16 protein-coding genes and 1 tRNA gene are annotated in these 19,566 nt (G+C 26.1%); 13 read left to right on the plus strand and 4 right to left on the minus strand.

Features of this window, described 5'->3' with window-relative positions; all coding sequences use genetic code 11:
• The first annotated feature begins 7 nt into the window (after window positions 1-7).
• The 6 genes from Q0W06_RS06945 (at window position 8) to srtB (ending at window position 6,694) form a co-directional block, all read left to right on the plus strand.
• A complete protein-coding gene (locus Q0W06_RS06945; protein WP_297633240.1) occupies window positions 8-1,192 on the plus strand; it encodes an MFS transporter in 1,185 nt (394 codons plus the stop codon).
• Window positions 1,193-1,204: 12 nt separating this feature from the next.
• Window positions 1,205-1,522 carry a hypothetical protein gene (locus tag Q0W06_RS06950; RefSeq protein WP_297633242.1) on the plus strand — a complete coding sequence of 106 codons (318 nt, stop codon included), beginning with the start codon at window positions 1,205-1,207 and terminating at the stop codon, window positions 1,520-1,522.
• Window positions 1,523-1,592: 70 nt separating this feature from the next.
• Window positions 1,593-1,901 carry a hypothetical protein gene (locus Q0W06_RS06955; RefSeq protein ID WP_297633244.1) on the plus strand — a complete coding sequence of 103 codons (309 nt, stop codon included), beginning with the start codon at window positions 1,593-1,595 and terminating at the stop codon, window positions 1,899-1,901.
• A gap of 324 nt (window positions 1,902-2,225) precedes the next feature.
• Window positions 2,226-3,761 (plus strand): alkaline phosphatase, encoded by a 1,536-nt coding sequence (locus Q0W06_RS06960; protein WP_297633246.1) that lies wholly within the window; start codon window positions 2,226-2,228, stop codon window positions 3,759-3,761.
• Window positions 3,762-4,928, plus strand: coding sequence for a YibE/F family protein (locus tag Q0W06_RS06965; protein WP_297633248.1), 1,167 nt, complete (start codon window positions 3,762-3,764; stop codon window positions 4,926-4,928). It begins immediately after the preceding gene.
• An 875-nt stretch (window positions 4,929-5,803) separates the two neighbouring features.
• Window positions 5,804-6,694, plus strand: a complete 891-nt coding sequence (srtB, locus tag Q0W06_RS06970) for a class B sortase (RefSeq protein ID WP_297633250.1) — start codon at window positions 5,804-5,806, stop codon at window positions 6,692-6,694.
• Window positions 6,695-6,769: 75 nt separating this feature from the next.
• Here the strand turns inward: srtB and Q0W06_RS06975 are convergent, their stop codons facing one another.
• A complete protein-coding gene (locus Q0W06_RS06975) occupies window positions 6,770-7,072 on the minus strand; it encodes a hypothetical protein (RefSeq protein ID WP_297633252.1) in 303 nt (100 codons plus the stop codon).
• A 584-nt stretch (window positions 7,073-7,656) separates the two neighbouring features.
• On the opposite strand from Q0W06_RS06975, the gene Q0W06_RS06980 reads away from it, so the two are divergent.
• A complete protein-coding gene (locus tag Q0W06_RS06980; RefSeq protein ID WP_297633253.1) occupies window positions 7,657-8,118 on the plus strand; it encodes a DUF1097 domain-containing protein in 462 nt (153 codons plus the stop codon).
• 18 nt (window positions 8,119-8,136) lie between these two features.
• Window positions 8,137-8,517, plus strand: coding sequence for a type I restriction enzyme HsdR N-terminal domain-containing protein (locus Q0W06_RS06985; RefSeq protein WP_297633255.1), 381 nt, complete (start codon window positions 8,137-8,139; stop codon window positions 8,515-8,517).
• A 47-nt stretch (window positions 8,518-8,564) separates the two neighbouring features.
• Here Q0W06_RS06985 and Q0W06_RS06990 read toward each other — a convergent pair whose 3' ends face one another.
• The gene (locus Q0W06_RS06990) at window positions 8,565-9,599 is read right to left on the minus strand and encodes an AI-2E family transporter (protein WP_297633257.1); all 1,035 of its coding nucleotides are present in this window, start codon (window positions 9,597-9,599) and stop codon (window positions 8,565-8,567) included.
• A gap of 438 nt (window positions 9,600-10,037) precedes the next feature.
• Here Q0W06_RS06990 and Q0W06_RS06995 point away from each other — a divergent pair, with 438 nt between their 5' ends.
• Window positions 10,038-10,205, plus strand: coding sequence for a hypothetical protein (locus Q0W06_RS06995; protein WP_297633259.1), 168 nt, complete (start codon window positions 10,038-10,040; stop codon window positions 10,203-10,205).
• A gap of 179 nt (window positions 10,206-10,384) precedes the next feature.
• Window positions 10,385-11,707, plus strand: a complete 1,323-nt coding sequence (locus Q0W06_RS07000) for a glycosyltransferase family 39 protein (protein WP_297633261.1) — start codon at window positions 10,385-10,387, stop codon at window positions 11,705-11,707.
• 44 nt (window positions 11,708-11,751) lie between these two features.
• Here Q0W06_RS07000 and Q0W06_RS07005 read toward each other — a convergent pair.
• Window positions 11,752-11,825 (minus strand) — tRNA-Cys (locus Q0W06_RS07005).
• Between the two features lie 291 nt (window positions 11,826-12,116).
• On the opposite strand from Q0W06_RS07005, the gene Q0W06_RS07010 reads away from it, so the two are divergent.
• Window positions 12,117-13,268, plus strand: a complete 1,152-nt coding sequence (locus Q0W06_RS07010) for a glycosyltransferase family 2 protein (protein WP_297633263.1) — start codon at window positions 12,117-12,119, stop codon at window positions 13,266-13,268.
• A gap of 78 nt (window positions 13,269-13,346) precedes the next feature.
• On the opposite strand, the gene Q0W06_RS07015 is transcribed toward Q0W06_RS07010, so the two are convergent.
• Window positions 13,347-15,503 (minus strand): AAA family ATPase, encoded by a 2,157-nt coding sequence (locus tag Q0W06_RS07015; RefSeq protein ID WP_297633265.1) that lies wholly within the window; start codon window positions 15,501-15,503, stop codon window positions 13,347-13,349.
• 447 nt (window positions 15,504-15,950) lie between these two features.
• Here Q0W06_RS07015 and tyrP point away from each other — a divergent pair, with 447 nt between their 5' ends.
• Together tyrP and Q0W06_RS07025 are read left to right on the plus strand one after the other, a co-directional pair.
• Window positions 15,951-17,351: a tyrosine-tyramine antiporter gene (gene tyrP, locus Q0W06_RS07020; RefSeq protein ID WP_297633266.1), complete on the plus strand. Its 1,401-nt coding sequence runs from the start codon at window positions 15,951-15,953 to the stop codon at window positions 17,349-17,351.
• Between the two features lie 556 nt (window positions 17,352-17,907).
• Complete coding sequence (locus Q0W06_RS07025; protein ID WP_297633268.1) at window positions 17,908-19,476, plus strand: AbgT family transporter; 1,569 nt, start codon at window positions 17,908-17,910, stop codon at window positions 19,474-19,476.
• Window positions 19,477-19,566 lie beyond the last annotated feature (90 nt).

Consider the following 19,566-nt stretch of genomic DNA (forward strand, 5'->3'; position numbering starts at 1 on the left):
GTGAAAAATGGAAACAAAAGATAAAAAGACAATAAAAATTTTTTCAAGTTATATGCTTATAGCATTATTAGGTGGAGGATTTATATCTAGCAGCTTTGTAATTTTTCTAAGTACTGTAAAAAAATATTCTTATAATGAAATAACTTTAATTGTGGGTATAACACCTATAGTACTTTTACCAACTTCATTTTTATGGGGATGGATAATGGACAAGCACAAGAAACTTATATTAACAAATAAGCTTATAACTGTTGCAAATACTATTAAGATTTTTCTTCTAGTGTTGTTAAATAGTTTTGGTATATTTTTTATAATAAATTTAATTGGAAGTTTTTTAACGCAGCCATCAGGTGGAATTAATGATGAGTATATTATGCATATTGTAAAGAAGACTGGATATCCTTATGGAAAAATTAGAGTTTTTGGAGCAATAGGATTTGGATTATCAGGAATTTTAGCACCAATTAGTATTTATTTTTTTGGAGTTAAAGGAGCTTTTGTTGTAGGTGGAATTATAATATTAGTAACTTTAGTATTTTTAAGTAAGTTGCCAGAAGTTTATGTATCTGAAAAAGAAAAGAAAGAAAAAATAGATTTCTTTACAGTATTAAACTTATTTAAAAATAAGAAATTTATTTTAGAACTTATAGCACTAACTATATTAGTTTCAACTTCAAACATTACAGGAAGCTTTGCTATGCCAATTATATTATTACATCTTCATGCACCAAATGAGTTTGTTGTTATGTTGCCATTTATAATGGTATTAATGGAAATTGTATTTTTATTTAATTTCCATAAATTTAAAATAGCAGATAAGAGTTATTTAATTATAGTAATATGTTTAATTTTAGCGGTGGTAAGATGGACTATAATGGCTAATGAAACTAATTACTATATACTTATAGCTTTAATGCTTTTTCATGGATGTATTATAGGAATGGTTTTACCAACACAGAATAAACTTATTAGTATTCTTGTACCTAAAAAGCAGCAATCAACAGCATTTTTATTTCAGTTAGTAATAATTCCAACTGTATTATCAAGTATTTTAAATTTATTTACAGGATATATGGTTAGTAAAATGGGAATAAGTATTTTTGGATATACCTATTTGGGACTAACTATATTTGCAGGTATTTTAATAATTCCTAATATTATTAAAGGAAAACTTATAAATAAAAAGTTTTAAGGAGTGGTAGATATGCATTTTATAGGATATAAGCATGGATTGATAACTAAAGCAAAAGGAATAGCAGAACAAGCTGTATTTATTTATAATAGAGTATTTTTAGAGTATGAAGGTGAAGAGAAACAAGAGGCTTTAGAGAAATTAGAAGTTATAGTAAAAATATTAGATATATCTCTTGAAGAATATAAAATAAATAATATTACTACGGAAGAAATGAAAGAAAAGTATCTTACTTATAAGCAAGAATATGAAGAAATATTTCAAGAGTATTTATGGATAAATAAATTTAATTTATATGATGGCTATAAGCCAGAATATCCTGTGCTTTAAGAAGATGATTAGTGATAATAATAATTTTGTAAATGTAACTTGGGCATTTTAGTAAAGAAGGTGAAGTATTTTGTTAGGACATAAGCATGCAGTAATAAAAAGAGCTACGAATATAATGGAGCGATGTGTATTAATCCATAATAGTGCTTTTATAGAGTATAAAGAGTCAGAAGAAAAGAAAGAAGCCTTAGAGGCCTTAGAAGAGGTAGTGAGGACTATAGGAACAGCATTAGATCAATATAAGGAAAAAGAAATAAATTTAAATGTTTTAGAGATAATTTGGAGTTCATGTGTAAGTGACTATTATAAAATAATCAAAGAGTATCCATGGTTAAGTAAGTTTGATTTACATCCAGGAGAAATGGCAACAGGTGTTTAGAGGGAGAAGAGTGTCTAGTTTAGACCTCTTCTTTTTTAATGTATAGGAAATATATAATATTATGTTCTACAAAAGCGTATAGTTAGTGATTTTACTAAAGTTTTAGAGATTAAAAAAGTTATTTGTCCGCGTGAAGCCTCTAGCTAAAATTATATATATATATAATTTTAGATTAAATAGAAACATAATAAAGCATCTAATTTCATTTTTATTAAAATTATTTAACAATATTTTAAATAAAACCCAAATTATAGTTAATATAAGTTTAATATTAAAGTATTAAACTTTGACTTGTAAATATAAAAAGGGTAAGGGGATTTTTAAATGAAATTTAAAAAAATAATCGCAATAATTTTAGTCGTAGGAGCTACTTTAGGAAGTTTTGTAGGATGTGGATTGGCTACTTCACAAGAAAATGGGGGGAAAGATGTAGCAGTAACTAGTAATCAAAATAAGGAATATAAAAAGCCTAAATATATTTTTACATTTATAGGGGATGGAATGGCATCAGTTCAGCTAAATTCTGCTAGGGTTTTCCTTGGATCTAAAGAATCAAAAAAAATAAAAACAGGAAAGCTTACAGTTGATAGTTTTCCAATAGTGGGAAGTATGACAACTCAAGATTCAACTTCATTTGCACCAGATTCAGCATCAACAGCCACGGCAATGTCTAGTGGATATAAAACACATAGTGGAGTGATAGGGCTTAAAGATGATAAGGAAAGCAAAGAGGAGAGTATTACAGAATTATTGAAAAAAGAGGGAAAGAAAATAGGTATTGTAAGTAGTGTCTCAATAGATCATGCAACTCCTGCAGCTTTCTATGCACACACACCATCAAGAGGAAATATGTATGATATAGCACTTCAATTAGCAGATAGTAATTTTGATTATTTTGCTGGTGGAAGCTTAGCACAATCTAAAGGAAAAGATAATAATGAAAAAGATGCTTTTGGAATAATTAAAGAAAAGGGATATACAATTACTGAAAATAAAGAGGATTTTAATTCACTTAATGAAAATTCAGGAAAGATTTATGCTATAAGTGATGAATTGCAAGATTCAAATGCTATGGCGTATAACATAGACAAAAAAGAGGATTCTTTAGGATTAGATGATTTTGTTAAAAAGGGAATACAAGTTTTAGACAATGATAATGGCTTCTTTATGATGGTTGAAGGTGGAAAAATTGATTGGGCTGGACATGCGAATGATGCAATGACTAATATTAAAGAAACTTTAGCTTTAGATGAAGCTATAAAGGTAGCTTTTGATTTTTATAAAGAACATCCAGATGAAACATTAATTATTGTTACAGGAGATCATGAAACTGGAGGTATGACTATAGGACAAGCAACTACAGGATATGATACTGCTTTTAATATATTGGATAATCAAAAAATGAGTTATGTTGAATTTGATGAACTTCTAAATAAGGAAAAAGAAAAAAATAAAAATTTAACTTTAAAAGATGTATTACCTATAATTAAAGAAAAATTTGGACTTATAGCTAAAAGTGATAAAGATTCTAATAAAAAAGAGATGGAAAATTTAGTGCTTACAGATTATGAATATAAAAAATTAGAAAATGCATTTAAAGAAACGATTAAGAGTGAAGAGGAAAGAAATAAGGTTAAGGATGATGAGGAACAAGTGTTCTTGTATGGAGGATACGAGCCTTTAACTGTTACATTAACACATATTATGAATAATAAGGCTGGAATAGGATGGACTTCATATTCGCATACAGGAGTGCCAGTACCAGTTTATGCAATAGGAGAAGGATCAAGTGAGTTTACAGGATTTTATGATAATACTGATATATATAATAAATTAGTTAAAATATCAGGGATTAAATAAATGAAAAATAAAAATTTAGTATTTTCAATTATAGCTTTAGTAGGGATAATAATTTTATTAATTATTCCTACAGGCTTTGAAAAACAAATATATAAAAATTCATATAGTGCAAAAGGAAAAGTACTTAATATAAATGAAAGTAGTATTTATAATACTGGAATGATAAAACAGGGTAATCAAGTTTGTGAAATAAAAATTTTGAATGGAAAGCATAAAGGTAAAGTAGTCTGGGCAAATAATCTTTTATCGGGAAAGTTAGAAGCAGACAAATTATTTAAAGTAAATGAGAAAGCCTTAGTTTTAGTTGAAATGGATAGTAAAGGAGAAATAACTGGAGCTAATGTAGTAGAGCATTATAGATTAGGAAAAATAGTAATATTGGTTTTGGTATTTTTCTTATTGCTTGGCTTATTAGGTGGAGTAACAGGAATTAGAACTATATTATCCTTTATATTCACAATAGTAACTATTTGGAAGATACTAATACCTCTTCTTTTAAAAGGATATAGTCCTATGTTAGTAGGAATTGCTATTGGTTCTGTTATATCACTTGTGACATTAATTTTGGTATCAGGATTTACTAAAAGAACTTATGCAGCTATTTTAGGAGCACTTATATCATCTATTTTAACCTGCGTATTGGGAAGCTTAGCAACAAGTATATTTAATATAGATGGAGTAATTATGCAGTGGTCAGAGTCATTGCTTTATGCAGGATTTGAAAGTTTAGATTTAACAGGTATTTATAAAGCATCTATTTATCTATCTTGCTCAGGAGCTATATTAGATTTAGCTATAGATATATCTGCCGCCATAGAGGAACTTTATATCAATAATAAAGAGATTTCTAAAAAGGATATTTTAAAATCAGGTATGAATATTAGTAGATCGGTGCTTGGGACACAGACCACTACATTATTATTGGCTTACTTAGGAAGTTTTATTTGTGTAATGATGGTGTATATGGCTCAGGGAACTCCTTTTATTAATATTTTAAATTCTCAATTTATTTCATCTGAAATTGTACATACATTTATAGGATGTATAGGACTCGTAATAGTTTGTCCAATAACAACTATTATTTGTGGAAAGATATACACAGATGGTAGTAACTTTAAAAATATAGTGAAAAAGTCAATAGTTTATAATAGTTTTTGGAAAATATAAATATTAATAAGCAAAAGATATTTAACAAAAGACTGTAAAATTTGCAGTCTTTTTTCTATTGAACAAAAAGATTGGAAGACAAAGAGTTCTTTGATAAATAAATTATCAATAAATAGAAGAAATATTATTAAAATAATAAAATAAATCAAATTATTAGTGCGTTTTTTTAATATATAGAGATAATAATGAAAAAATATAAAAGTTAGAAAGTTATAAAATATAAAAAATAATAAATGAAATTTTGAGAATATATATAATTTATTTATATATATAAATATTTAATATAATCTCTATAAAGCTAGTAATTGCAAAGCTTTAGAAGGGATTAAAAAGATATTTAAGTAGTTTTGATAATATATAGATGTATAGATAGGTTTGTGTAAACAATTTTATTAATGTATATAAAGTTAAAAATGTAAATAAAAATGGAAGAAAAGTTTGATGGAGTTTTGAATTGATAGATAAGAAAATGTATAATGTTAATAAAATAATAAGGATTGATTTAATTGATTTTTATAAATAATTCAAATGTTAGGAGGGGAGATATAGAAAAGATAAACGGAGTTAATTAAATTTAGGTTATTTAAGTATTTAATTTTGAGAAAATTAAATAATAGTTGAAAAATCTTTCAAACTATATAGTAATGGGGTTAAAATGAGGGAAAATTTATTATATTGGATTTAGGGATGATCTAATTATATATTGCTGGAGCGATATATAATTTAAAAAATAAACTTTGTGAAAAAGATAAATTATAAAGGAAAATAAAGAAAATCTTCGAAATTTTATATTTAGAATTAATATATTAACAAAAAAGACTTTTTTGTATTATATAATGAGACAGATATACCTTAAAAAATACAAGGAGGGCTAAATGAAGAATATACGTAGAATAATAAATGTGATATTAATTTTAATAATAATATTTTGTCTTTATAAGATTGTATATAAGCAAATAGAATATTATACTGCTAATAAAGCAAATAATAAAATACAGCAGATGATGGAAGTTAAACCTAATGAAAATATATTAAATAAAGAAAAGGAATTAAAGCAAATAAATCCAGATTATAAATTGTGGCTTAAAATTCCAAATACAGAAGTGAATTATCCTGTTGTTCAAACTGATAACAATGAATACTATCTTCATCATAATTTTAAAAATGCTGAAAGTATAGAAGGAAATCTATTTATTTATAATAAATACAACCCTGAAACTTCAAGAAATTTACTTATATTTGGGCACAATATGAGAAATGGAAGCATGTTTGGTAGTCTTTGGCCATACAAAGATACAAATTTCTTTAAAGAAAATAAATATATATATGTGATGCAAGGAGATTACTTATATAAATATGAAATATTTGGGGATGCTGTAGTTCATGCAGATAATCCATATTTAAAAGTTAACTTTGCAAATCAACAGGAATTTGAGAATTATATAAATGACTTGAAATCGCATGCATACTTCTGGCGTGATGTACCTATAGATAGTCAAACAAAACTTCTTACATTATCGACATGTAGTTATGAGTTTGATAATGGAAGATTTGTAATAGTCTCTAAATTAGTTGATAAAACACAAATAACACAAAATGAATTAGTAAATATAAATTCTAATAAAAATGTATCTACAAAATTAAAGATTGAATATTTCTTAAGAGAATATTATTTAGCAATAATTCTAGCAGTATTAATTTTAATAGTGATTGGATATGCTGTAATTAGAAGAATAAGAAGTAAAAAAGTAAAGAATAAAGAATAATATAAAGAAATAAGCGTAGTGGAAATAGGAAGTTTCTACTACGCTTATTTTAATTGGCTGATTTAAGAAGTTTAGTTAATTAGATTTTTTACGAGAAGGAGAACAACTGTTCCTAACACCGCAGTGAGGACATTTTAATAATTTAGAATTACCTGTATTGAGACCTAAAAAGAAATCTAATGGAGTTGACTTAAATTCTTTATGACATTCACTACATATAAAAGTAGTACTTTTAGCTGCAAATAGTACAAATAAAAAAAGTCCTCCAAATGCTAAAATTACTATTATAATTTTAGATATTGAAGTGAAAACTAAAACTATTGAAATAAAGATTAAAAATAAACCGAGTCTTGAAAGCCATTTAAAAGTATTATTCATAAAAATCACCTCTGTAAATTTATAAGTTTTGTTTATGAAGTCTATTAGTATAATTAAAAAATTAAATAATACTAATAAGGTTGTAAAAGTTCAATAAACTCAACAGTGTAAGTAAAAGAAATAGATAAAACGAAAGTAGTAATATATTGTATATGTTATATAATAAAATGAAGTAGTTAGCAAATAAAATAATTTATTTAACTAGAGAAATATTTTGTATGAAACTACTAAATTAGTATAAGTATATGGGAGAGTTTTATTAAAAGTAGAGTGAAATATATATTTTACTTTAGAATATATATATTAAATAGCTTAAAAAGCAGAAGTTTAAAAGATATATTAGTAAAAGAAGAATAAATATAAAGAGGAGGGAGAAAATATTTATAATTAAGTATATCTATATTGTTTTTAATATATTTTTTTTATTTTAGAAAAAATAAGTATTTAATGTTTATAGATAAATACTAAAATTAAGATAAAATTATTAAGTTGATTTAAATGTTTACTTAGATAGAGAATAATATGGTATAATTTTAAAAAATTAAATAAATGTTTCAGGGGATACTAAGGAGGAATTTTTTTTTATGGATGTACTTGTATATGTTGCGGTAAGTGTTGGTGTTTTATCAGGAGTTTGGGCATGGATGGCCACTTTTTTTGGAATGGTAAGTTGGACTGGATTTGTAGGATGGACTAGTTACTATTCTTCAGGCGGAATGGCAAAAGGACTCTTTAGATCTCTTTGCTCAAATGCTACGGGAATTCTGTATGCTGTTCTTATTATAAAGGGATCATCAATTTTTCCAAGTCATTTTTGGTCATACTTTTTAACAGCAGTCTTTTCTTTTGCTATGGTAATACAAGCAAAGTTCAAAAAGTTTGAGTTTATTTCAGGAGCTTTTTGTGGATGCTTTTCAACATTTGGATTAAATGGACATTGGCAAGCAGTAGTGCCTGCTTTAATATGTGGTAATGTATTGGGATATTTATCACAAAAAATAGGAATAATTTGTCATGCTAAATTTAGTAAATCAAAATCAAAATAAAAGTATAAAGGTGAAAAGATGGAACAAAATAATATAAAATTAATAACAGAAAAATATTTAAAAGATGAACTAGGATTTAAAGAATCTGTTGTAATGGATATACCATTAAAGACATATGGTTTAAAAACTGAAGAAATAGCAGATTTTATTGTTGAATATTCAACAGGAGAAGAAATATGTCCTCTTATAGTAGTTTCATGTGTAGACTCTGAAAATATAAGTGATGAGGCTGTAGATAAGCTTATGGATTTAAGTGATATGACAATGGCTGAATATGCAATAGTTACAAATGGAAAAGCAGTACAGATGTATGAGTATGACGGTAAAGAAAATGCATATTACTTATTAAATGAACCATTAACTAAAACAGAGATTGAAGAAATCTTTGAAGAAGAATAATAAAAAAAATCACATCATAATTTGATGTGATTTTTTTATTTAAATATTTATAAACTAATATCTTTTTCATGAAGTTTTTTATTTACATATCCGCTAAATATTTTATAGAAAGCACTTATTAAAGGAATACCAATAAGGATTCCAAGGATGCCATAAACATAACTTCCAAGAATTATAGCAATCATTATCCAAAGGGAAGAGAGTCCTACGGAAGAACCAACAACTCTAGGGTAAATAACATTACTTTCTACTTGTTGAAGAGCAACTATTGCAATTAAGAATGTAAGTGCCTTTATTGGACTTATCATAAGTAATAAAAGAATAGCTGGTATTGTTCCAATGAAAGCTCCAAGTATAGGAATAACTCCAGTTACACCTAGCAGACAAGCTATTAAAAGAGCATATGGAATTCTTAAAATTGTCATCAGTATAAATGCTAAAACAGCAATTATAAATGCTTCAGTACATTGTCCAGTAATAAAAGATGCAAAAGATGTATTAAGTGTTTTTATAACGCTTACAATCTTATCAGCTTCATTTTTTCTAAGCAATGCATAAATAACTTTTTTTGATTGTCTTATAAGCATTTCTTTACTATATAACATGTAAATTGCTAGAATAAGTGACATTATAAAATCAACTACTCCACTAGTAAATGATATAGTAAATGAAAGAATAGAGGAAAGTCCTGATGTAATAACAGTAGTACCTACTGAAAGGATATTCTTCCAAGCACCAATAGCTTCTTTATAGATTCCATTAACTAAATCGGATTTATTAGATATATGGAACCATTTTTCTAAGGTGTTTTCAAGACTTATAAGATATTTTGGGGCATAACCAGCAATCTGTATAAGACTATCTATAACTTTTGGGATTACAACGAAAGAAACAGTTGCTATAATACCGAAAATTATAATAATAGCTAGAATTATACAAAGTCCTCTAACAATGCCTTTATTTTTATTAGTCTTTTTCTTTAAGAAAAATTTATAAACCAATTTGTTTTCTAAAAACTTGACAACTAAATTTAAGATGAATGCAAGTGCAATTGCAACAAAAATTGGAGTCATCATACTCATAAAGACACCCAAATACCTATGGATATCATCTAATTTAAATAGAAAATAAATTAAAAGGATAAGGACTACGCCGACTTGTAGAATATAACTTTGTTTTAAGTTTCTTATATTCAAAATATTTCGCTCCTTTTCAATATTAAAAATATTATGTTCTTTTAATATGAAAAATATTCATATTATGTATTTAGAGTATATTAAAAAAATTAATAAAGAACAAACAAATATAAAATAAAATGTAAAACAAGAAAAGAATAATTATATAAATAATATAAATTTAAAAGAAAACATTGATTTATTTAAAAAAATGAACAATTACTTATTAAAATATTCAAAAAAGAGATAGTTAAACTTATAAATTTGAAAATAATAACAAAATATAAAAAATCCTAGATATGATAAAATTTATATATACAAATGAAGAGAATGGGAGTTGATAATATGGGCAAAATAGGGGCTAAATGGATTGCACCGATAATTTTAGCCGTAATAGTTAGTTATATATTAATTATTGGAGGGATTCAAGTTTGTAATAACAGTTATACTATGAATCACAGAGGAATTTTTACTGATGAATTCGCACATGGGAATTTTCATAAAATTAAATAAAATGAAAAATTTGCTTTATAACTAATCATAAATGTGATTAGTTATTTTTTATAGAAAAATATAAAGTAAGCATTTATAAATAATTTTAGGTTAAGCTATAAATTAATAAAAATTACTTGTATAAATTAAATTTAAAGATTTATAATTGAAAAGATACTTATTAAAGAAAGGGTCTAACAATGGAAAAAATTTTAGAAAATAAAAAAACAATAGTATATATATTAGTAGTAGCATTTATATTAAGAATTATATGGATATTTGCCATAAAAACTCAACCTATATCTGATTTTAAATTAATGTATGAAACAGGAAGAGCAGTAGCAAATGGAAATTTTTCAGGATTTCATGGAAATAGTTACTTTGCAAGATTTCCACATGATAGTATAACAGTATTATATTTTGCAAGTTTATTTAAGATAAGCAGTACCCCACTAATTTTAATAAAGATATTGAACTGTATATATGAGACTATTTCGGTATATTTAATTTATAGAATTGGAATAAAAATATCCAATTATAAATTAGGTAATATTATTGCAGCATTACTATGTATATTTCCACCATTTATATTTTATACTAGCGAAACTATGGCTGAAAATATGGCAATACCACTATTTTTAGGAAGCGTATTATTGTTTCTAGGTTTCATAAATAATAAAAAGATTAAACCATTAATATATAGTGGTATATTATTATCTCTAGGAGATTTATTTAGGCCTGTAGGGATAGTATTTCTTATAGCTTATATAATTTATTACATATTGGATTTAATTATTTATAAAAAAGAAAAGATAAAGAAAAGTATTGTAAAAATTATTACATTAATAATAGTATTTATATTACCAACTGTAGTTGTGAGTAATTTGTTAGTTTATAATAAAATTTTACAAAATCAAATATGGAAACCATTAGAACCAACTATAATTACTATTTTAGTTGGAACAAATTATAATACAATAGGGGCATGGAATGCTCCAGATGCTAGTTTAGCAGAGAATAATAATTATAATAAAGAGGCTATATCTAAAATTGTAAAGAAAGAAATGACTGAAAGATTTGAAGAACACACACCAGTTGATATTTTAGAGTTTTATGCTAAAAAATTAGTATTACAATGGGGATTTGGAGACTTTGGAGCATGTGGATGGACCATAAATTATAATAAATGGATGCAAGGAAGTACACAAATAACTAATACAAAAAATATTATAGATGAAGGAATAAGTATTTTTGAAAATAATATAGTGGCAAGTTTGTTAATGATAGTAAGTTGGATTTATTACTTTATTCTTTTATTCTTTAGTGTTAAAGGAATAATGGCGTTAAAACGCAAATTTAATTTAGCAATAGTATTCTTCATAATACTTTTATTAGGATTTATAGGCTTTTATTTATTAACAGAAAGGCAAAGTAGATATGCGTTTATTATAGCGTGGGACTTTGTGATATTAGCAGGATATGGAATGTTAGATAAGATTAATAATAAAAAATATAGTCATTAAAATAAAAAAACTAGTATCTGAAAACTTCAGATACTAGTTTTTTTTGGAGGCGCCACCCAGATTTGAACTGGGGATCAAGGTTTTGCAGACCATTGCCTTACCACTTGGCCATAGCGCCATATTATATTTATAATTATATATTATAGAAAAAGAAGTTGCAACAATGAATTTAGAATTTATTTTAAAAGGAATATATAGGGAGAGTGTAAATTTAAAATTAAATGTGAATACAATGTATTAAAATACTAAAAAGGAATGTATATAGAAAAAAAGAGATAGTTATAAGTTAAATTAGTAATATGAAAATAGACTCTCTAATAAAAAATATTTATTAAGAAACGTAGATTACACGTTGAATGAAAATAATGTAATAAATAAAAATATAGGGAAAGGGTAAGAGGGATTATTAGTGAGAAAAGAATATAAATTAACATTAAGTCTTTGTATGATAGTTAAGGATGAGGAAAAAACTTTGGAAAGATGCTTAGAATCTATAAGGACATTTGTTGATGAAATAATAATAGTTGATACAGGATCGCAAGATAAAACTAAAGATATAGCTAAAAAATTTAATGCAAAGATATTTGATTTTGAATGGGTAAATGATTTTGCAAAGGCAAGAAATTTTGCTTTTTCTAAAGCAACTAAAGAATATATTTTATGGTTAGATGGAGATGATTTTATTGATGAAGAAAATATTGAAAAAATCGAAAAATTAATTAAACATTTTAATAAGGATATTCAATTTGTTAGTGGCTTATATGTATTGGGAAGAGATGCAATGGGAAATGTTTCATATTCACTTAGAAGAAATAGAATTGTAAAAAGAGAATGTGGATTTAGATGGATTGGACATGTACATGAATACTTAGAGGTTTTTGGAACAGGAATTGATGGAGACTTTGCAATTGAGCATGGAAAAGTAAAAGCATATAGTAATAGAAATCTTCAAATATTTAAAGAAATGGATAAGAATAAAGAAGAGTTTACTATACGAGATATATTCTATTATGGGAATGAACTATATGATAATGGAGAGTATGAAGAGGCAATAAAAAAATATAGAGAATTTTTAGAAACAAAGAAAGGCTGGATTGAAGATCAAAAGGTTGCATATTATAAAATAATAAATTGTTATAGAATATTAGGGGAGAGGGATATGATACTAAATGTAGCATTTGAATCTTTTTCGATAGATGTACCTAAAGCAGAAATTTGTTGTGCATTAGGTGAATATTTTATTGAAGAGAGTCTTTATAATCAATCAGCTTTTTGGTATAGGTGTGCATTAGATTCTAGACATGAGAAAGGAAATGCAAGTATTGATAATAAAGAATATTATACATGGATTCCAGCATTACAGCTTTGTTTATGTTATTTTAACTTAGGTAAGCTAAATTGTTCCTATTTCTTTAATGAATTAGCAGAAAGTTTTACGGGAGATCCAGAAAAGATAAGATATAATAAAAATTATTTTAAAGAAGAGTTTAAAAGGCAAGGAATAGAAGCTCCTAATTTAGAATATCCATTAAGAATCAGTAATTATATTAATTATTTATAATAAGGAAAGATAGAAATAAGAAAAGGACGTTTTAAAAACGTCCTTTTCTATAATAGTTTATCTAACTAATTAAAAATATTATTTATGTAATAAGTTAGATTTTTTAGTTTTAGATAAAAGATAAAGAGAATGTAATGCTCTAGTACAAACGGTATATAGAAGATTTCTTTCAGAATCTTTTGTATACATATCCATATCTGGAACTATTACAGCATCAAATTCTAATCCTTTTGAGATATAAGAAGGAATTATTGTAATTCCTTTATTATAATGACCTTCATCATCTATTATAAGATTTAAATTAGTAATTTTCCCTTTTAAACTATTGAAAAGATTTGAAGCATCCTCTGAAGTTTTTGTAATTATTGAAATAGATTGTAAATCTTTAGAATGTACCTCATTGATAATCTTTAAAATTTCATCATCTATATTAGGGACATTCTCTAACACAGTAGGAATATCTCCATGTCTTTCTACACCTTCAACAGGTTCACCGAATTCTAAAATATTTTTAGCAAACTCAGTTATTTCAAATGTTGAACGATAACTCTTTGTAAGAGATACTATCTCAGTATTTTCAGCACCAAAAATATCTTTAATATCTTCTTTTTTATCTATGTTAGTATGACTAGATATCTTTTGATTTATATCTCCTAAAATAGTAAATGAAGCCTTCTTGAATATTTTATTTACCATCTTATAGAATAGAGGACTATAATCCTGACATTCATCTATAATAACATGTTGAATTTTATTGTAATTTTTAAAACCATCCATATACATTTTTAAATAAAGTATTGGAATTATATCTTCAAATAAAATAGTTTCATTATCAATAGAAGTTAAAGTTAAATCTGTAATATTTAAAAGATTTTTATTATTTTTTAAGCTAAACCAAAACATTTTATAAATTTCAACAGGATTTAAAGTTTTAAACATAGAATCTATTTGTTTTGAAACCTCTTCTTTTAAATAAGCTTGTATATTATTCCCGTGATCAAAAGGATTATATCCAAAATCAGAGGAATTTTTATTTTTTAATTGAGTAAAATATTTAGTTTCTACAATAGAAAAAACATTTCCTTTAAGAGAATCAATTCTATCTATAAATGATATATTTTTAAATTTAGATAAGAAAATTTCAGATAGCTTAGATTTTCTTACAATTATTCTATTATCAAAAACTATATCTTTAAAATTAGTAAGTAAAGAATCAATCTTTTCTAAAAAAGCTTCAAGGTTGTTTGAAAAATCTAGACTATTCTTATATTTCATTGAAAAATCACGTATTTCTCGTTCTTTACTATTATTGTTGCTATAAACATATTCTAAATAATCATTTTTCTTTTCATAATTATAAATTCTAGGTAAGAAACTAGTGTAGAAATCTTCTAAAGTTGTTTCAGAAATATTACTTTCACCTAATCCAGGAAGTACATCACTTATATACTCACTAAAAACATTGTTAGGAGAGAAAATTAATATATCATTTGCTTTCAAAGTCTTTCTGTACTTATATAAAAGGTAGGCAGCTCTATGCATAGCTATAGAAGTTTTACCAGAACCTGCAACTCCTTGAATTAAAAGAACTTTAGTCTTATCATTTCTGATTATTTCATTTTGTTTCTTTTGGATAGAAGAAACAATATTTTTCATCTTATCAGATGTATTACTTCCAAGAACACTTAGAAGTGCTTCATCGTGGATAGAAGAATTATTTTCATGAATGAATTTAATTTCACTATTTTTTATATTATATTGTCTATTTAAAATAATTTCTCCTTGAATTTCACCATTTGGTGTTTGATATTTACTAGGACCCATTTCATAATCATAAAACATATTTGAAATGGGAGAACGCCAATCTAAAACTAGAAAGTCAAAATCATCCTCCATTACACTAGAAACTCCAATATAAATACTTTCAGGAGATTCTCCAGTTTCTTTAAAATCAATTCTAGCAAAATAAGGAACGGAAAGTTGATTTCTAAGAGTTTTGATTTTCTCTCTGTTTTTTAAATAAAGTTTTTCTTGCATAGCAAGGTTCTGATTGAAATGTTGAACTTCAATTTCATCAAGTTCTTTAATACTATCCCATAAAAGGCGTCTGTCTGATTTTATATCATTACTTTGTGATTCTTCTGAATCACCTGCTTCCTTTAGTAAATTTTGTATTCTATTTAAAGTTTTATTAAGATATAAAACTTCATCTTGTTTATCTTTTCCTATAATCATAGTTAATCTCCAATTCTTAAAAATGTCTAATTATTATACCATATTAAATATAATCATTAAACTGTAAAACCTAATAAAATATATAGGAAAATATTTTAAGAAAATATGAAGCGGATAGAGAAAAAAGGTTAGAATATTGCTATTTATAAGAGAATAGATAATTTTCATCAAATGAATATATTCACAAAAAATCAACAATATAAACAAAAAAATTACAATTAGCTATATTTGATGATACTTTAATAAAAAAACACCTAATAAATTAAAAAAATTATCATTTTATAGAGAAAAAATTAGAAAAAATATTGTGTAAAGGTAGTGATTTTATAAAAAACTTATATTTTGTAATTAGAAAAAAAAGTAGTATGTAACTATAATAAGCTTCATAAAGGATTTCCGAGAATCCTTTAAATAAAACAAAATATGAGTGGGAAGGATGTCGTTATTATGGATAACAACAAAAAACTTAGTTTAGTACAACTTATTGGTATTACTATGGCTTTCTTTGGAACAGTTAGAAGTGTTCCTACGTTAGCTGCAACAGGTTGGACACAAATTTCTTACCTTATTGCAGCAGTAGTGCTATTTGCTATTCCAATAGCATTAATCGCAGCTGAACTTGCAACTGCATATCCTAAAGAAGGAGGTCCTCAAGTTTGGGTTAAAGAAGCTTTCGGTGAAAGATTTGGATTCGTAACTTCATGGTTATTATGGGTTCAAATGTTTTTCGGAATGGTTATGATTGCCTCAACTATAGGAGTTATGATTGGTTATGGAGTTGGTAGTCCAGCACTTGCACAAAACCATATATTCATATTTATATGTATAGTTGCTGGATATTGGTTAGTAACTTTACTTAGCTTAAAATTTGATATGGTTAAAGTAGTTGGTAACTGGGGAGCAATCATTGGAGTATATATTCCATTTGCATTATTAATAATCTTAGGATTAATATATGTTGCAAAATTTGGAATAAATCCTCATGGTTATTTAGCAGGTGGATTCTCAGTACACAAAGTGTTACCAAACTTCCATGATGCTGGAACATTAACATTATTCTCAGCTATCGTATTTATTTTCGCTGGTATTGAAATTTCTTCAGTTCACGCAAATAATATCGATAACCCTAAGAAGAATTATCCAATAGCTGTAATATTCACATTAGTGGTTATTATCATATTAAACTTAATTACAGGTTTAACTATGGCAAATGCTGTTCCAAACGGAACTATGGAATTCTCTAACATTTTACAACCATTCTCAATATACTTTAAAGCATTAGGAATTCCTATGATATTTACAAATGTTATAGGTTGGATGATAGCAATAGGTATATTAGCACAATTATCAGCTTGGGTTTTAGGACCATCAAAGGCTATGATAAAGGTTGCAGAAGAAGGATTACTTCCAAAAGTATTCCAAAAGAGAACTTCAAATGGAGCTCCAATTACTTTTGTAATAATTCAAGCAGTTGTAATTTCTTTATTAGGATTAGTATTTGCTGTAGTTCAAAGTGTAAATACTGCATTCGTAATGATTACAATAACAACTACAATCATCTACTGTTTAGCATACATCTTAATGATATTTGCAATAATAAAATTAAGATATTCTAAACCAGAACTTGAAAGACCATTTAAATTAGGTGGAAAAGGAACTGTATGGATAGTAGCAATACTTGCATTAATCGGTGTTACTTTAACAATAATTGCAAGTTTAATACCATCATTACCTGGAATTAGTGCAACAGGATATATTGCATTCCAAGTAATAGCTTCAGTAGCTATGTTTATAATTCCATTAATAATTTATGCTTGTAGAAAACCAAGTTGGAAAAAAGACGCTTAAGATATAATTAAGCCGATATATATTAAATAAATTTCTAGCCCAAAATGAAATTTATTTAATTAAATAAAACGACAGACTTACTCAATAAAATTTCACTAATATAAAAAAGGTAGCTATAAAAATATTTTATAGCTATCTTTTTTTGTGGATATATAAAACAACAAAAGAAGCATGAATTAAGATACCTGTGATTATAGAAGTAAAATATTTTCTATTAAATTTTAAAAAAGATATATGGGAAATATAGATTGTAAAAGAGAAGTTTTTTTGAACAATTTAGAAGGATATGTATTAGGGAGAAATACATATCCTTTTTTGTGTATTTCAAAAAGAAACAAACTATAATATGTAAAGTGATAAAAAAATAAAAAAATAGGTAATAATTTATTAAATTAATAAATTATTACCCTTTTTTTGAAACTGATGTAATAATATGCGAAAAAAATCTATAATTTAAAATTTATAAGTATAAAAGAAGAAAAAGATGATATAATAAGTACAAATATTAAAGAAATGTTAATTTTAAAAACATATAGTTAACAAAGGGGGCAGAATTATGAGTACAAAAACTAAACAGCAAAAAAGTATAAGTAAAAAAGATGAAAAAAAGCCATCTTTTATAGAGAAGGTTGGAAAGAAAATACCAGATCCAGTAATTATATTTATGTGTTTATATGCAATAGTGTTTACTCTAACTTTGTTTATGGGTGGAATGAAGTTTGAAACATTAGGAGCAGATGGAGGAAATATAGTACATGAAGTAAAAAATATGTTAAGTCCAGAAAACTTTAGATGGATATTTAATAATGCTTTGCTTAATAACTGGCTTGGATACGGTGGAGGAGTTTTAGCTACTATCTTAATAGTAATGCTTGGAGTTGGATTAGCTGAAGAATCAGGACTTTTAAGCACTATAATTAAAAAAGTAGGTCTTAAAGTATCAGATAAGTTTTTACCAGTAGTATTAGTATTTTTAGGGATTATGAGTAGTATTGCAACAGATGCAGGTTATATAATTTTAATTCCACTTGCAGGTATGCTTTATGTAGGACTTAAAAAGAATCCTCTTATAGGGATGGCAGCAGCCTTTGCAGGGGTGTCAGCAGGATTTAGTGCAAACTTAATACCAGGAACACCAATAGATGTTATAGTAGGGAATAATGCTAAGATTTTTGCTGAAGGACAAGGGGTACCATTTGTATCAAATGTAGGAAAAGCTATTAATCCAGCAACAATGAACTATATCTTTATATTAGCATCAACAGCTCTTTTATCAATAGTAGGATACTTTATTACAGCTAAATTTGTTAAGCCAAGACTTGAAAAAGAAAGTTATGTTGTACCAGAAGATTTTGATCAAGAAAATTTTGCTATAAAGCCAGAAGAAAATAAAGCTTTAAAAAGTGCTTTATTAGGACTTGTAATTGCATTAGCTGTTATAGCAATGTTAAAGTTTGGACCTCTTCAAAGTTTTGTAGATGAAAAAGGTGCGACTATTAATCCAATAATGGATAACATTATCTTATTCATTACATTTGCATTTTTTGTACCAGGATTATTCTTTGGTAAAAAGGTTGGAAAATTCAATAAACCAATTGACATAGTAAAAGCTATGAGTAAACAAATGGGCGGAATGGGATATGTGTTAGTATTAACTTTCTTCTCATACAACTTCTTAGCATTACTTAGTTACTCAAATATTGGAACTTATATAACATATCTTGGAGCTTCATTCTTACAAAGCTTAGGATTAAGTGAATATCCAGTATTATTATTAATAGGATTTATATTAGTAACAGCTGTAATCAATCTATTTGTTGGAGGATTAACTTCAAAATGGATGTTACTTGGACCAATATTTATACCAATGTTATTTAGTGTTAATCAAAACTTAACACCAGAAGTAGTAGCGGCGGCTTATAGATTGGCTGATTCATCTACCAATGTAATATCACCACTTATGTCTTATGCAGGAATTATATTAGTATTTATGAGAAAATATAAACCTGAATATACATTAGGAGATATGATAAGACTTATGACTCCATATTCTATAGGATTTATAATTTGTTGGACAATCCTTTTAATTGGATTCTTTACTTTAGGAATTCCATTTGGAATTTAATAATAGAAACAAATAAGAGCTACCTTTTAAAAGGTAGCTCTCAGCTTGTAGACAAAGGACTTTTTCAAAATTGAAAAAGTCCTTTATTTT

Source organism: uncultured Clostridium sp. (assembly GCF_947072515.1).
GTDB lineage: Bacteria > Bacillota > Clostridia > Clostridiales > Clostridiaceae > Clostridium.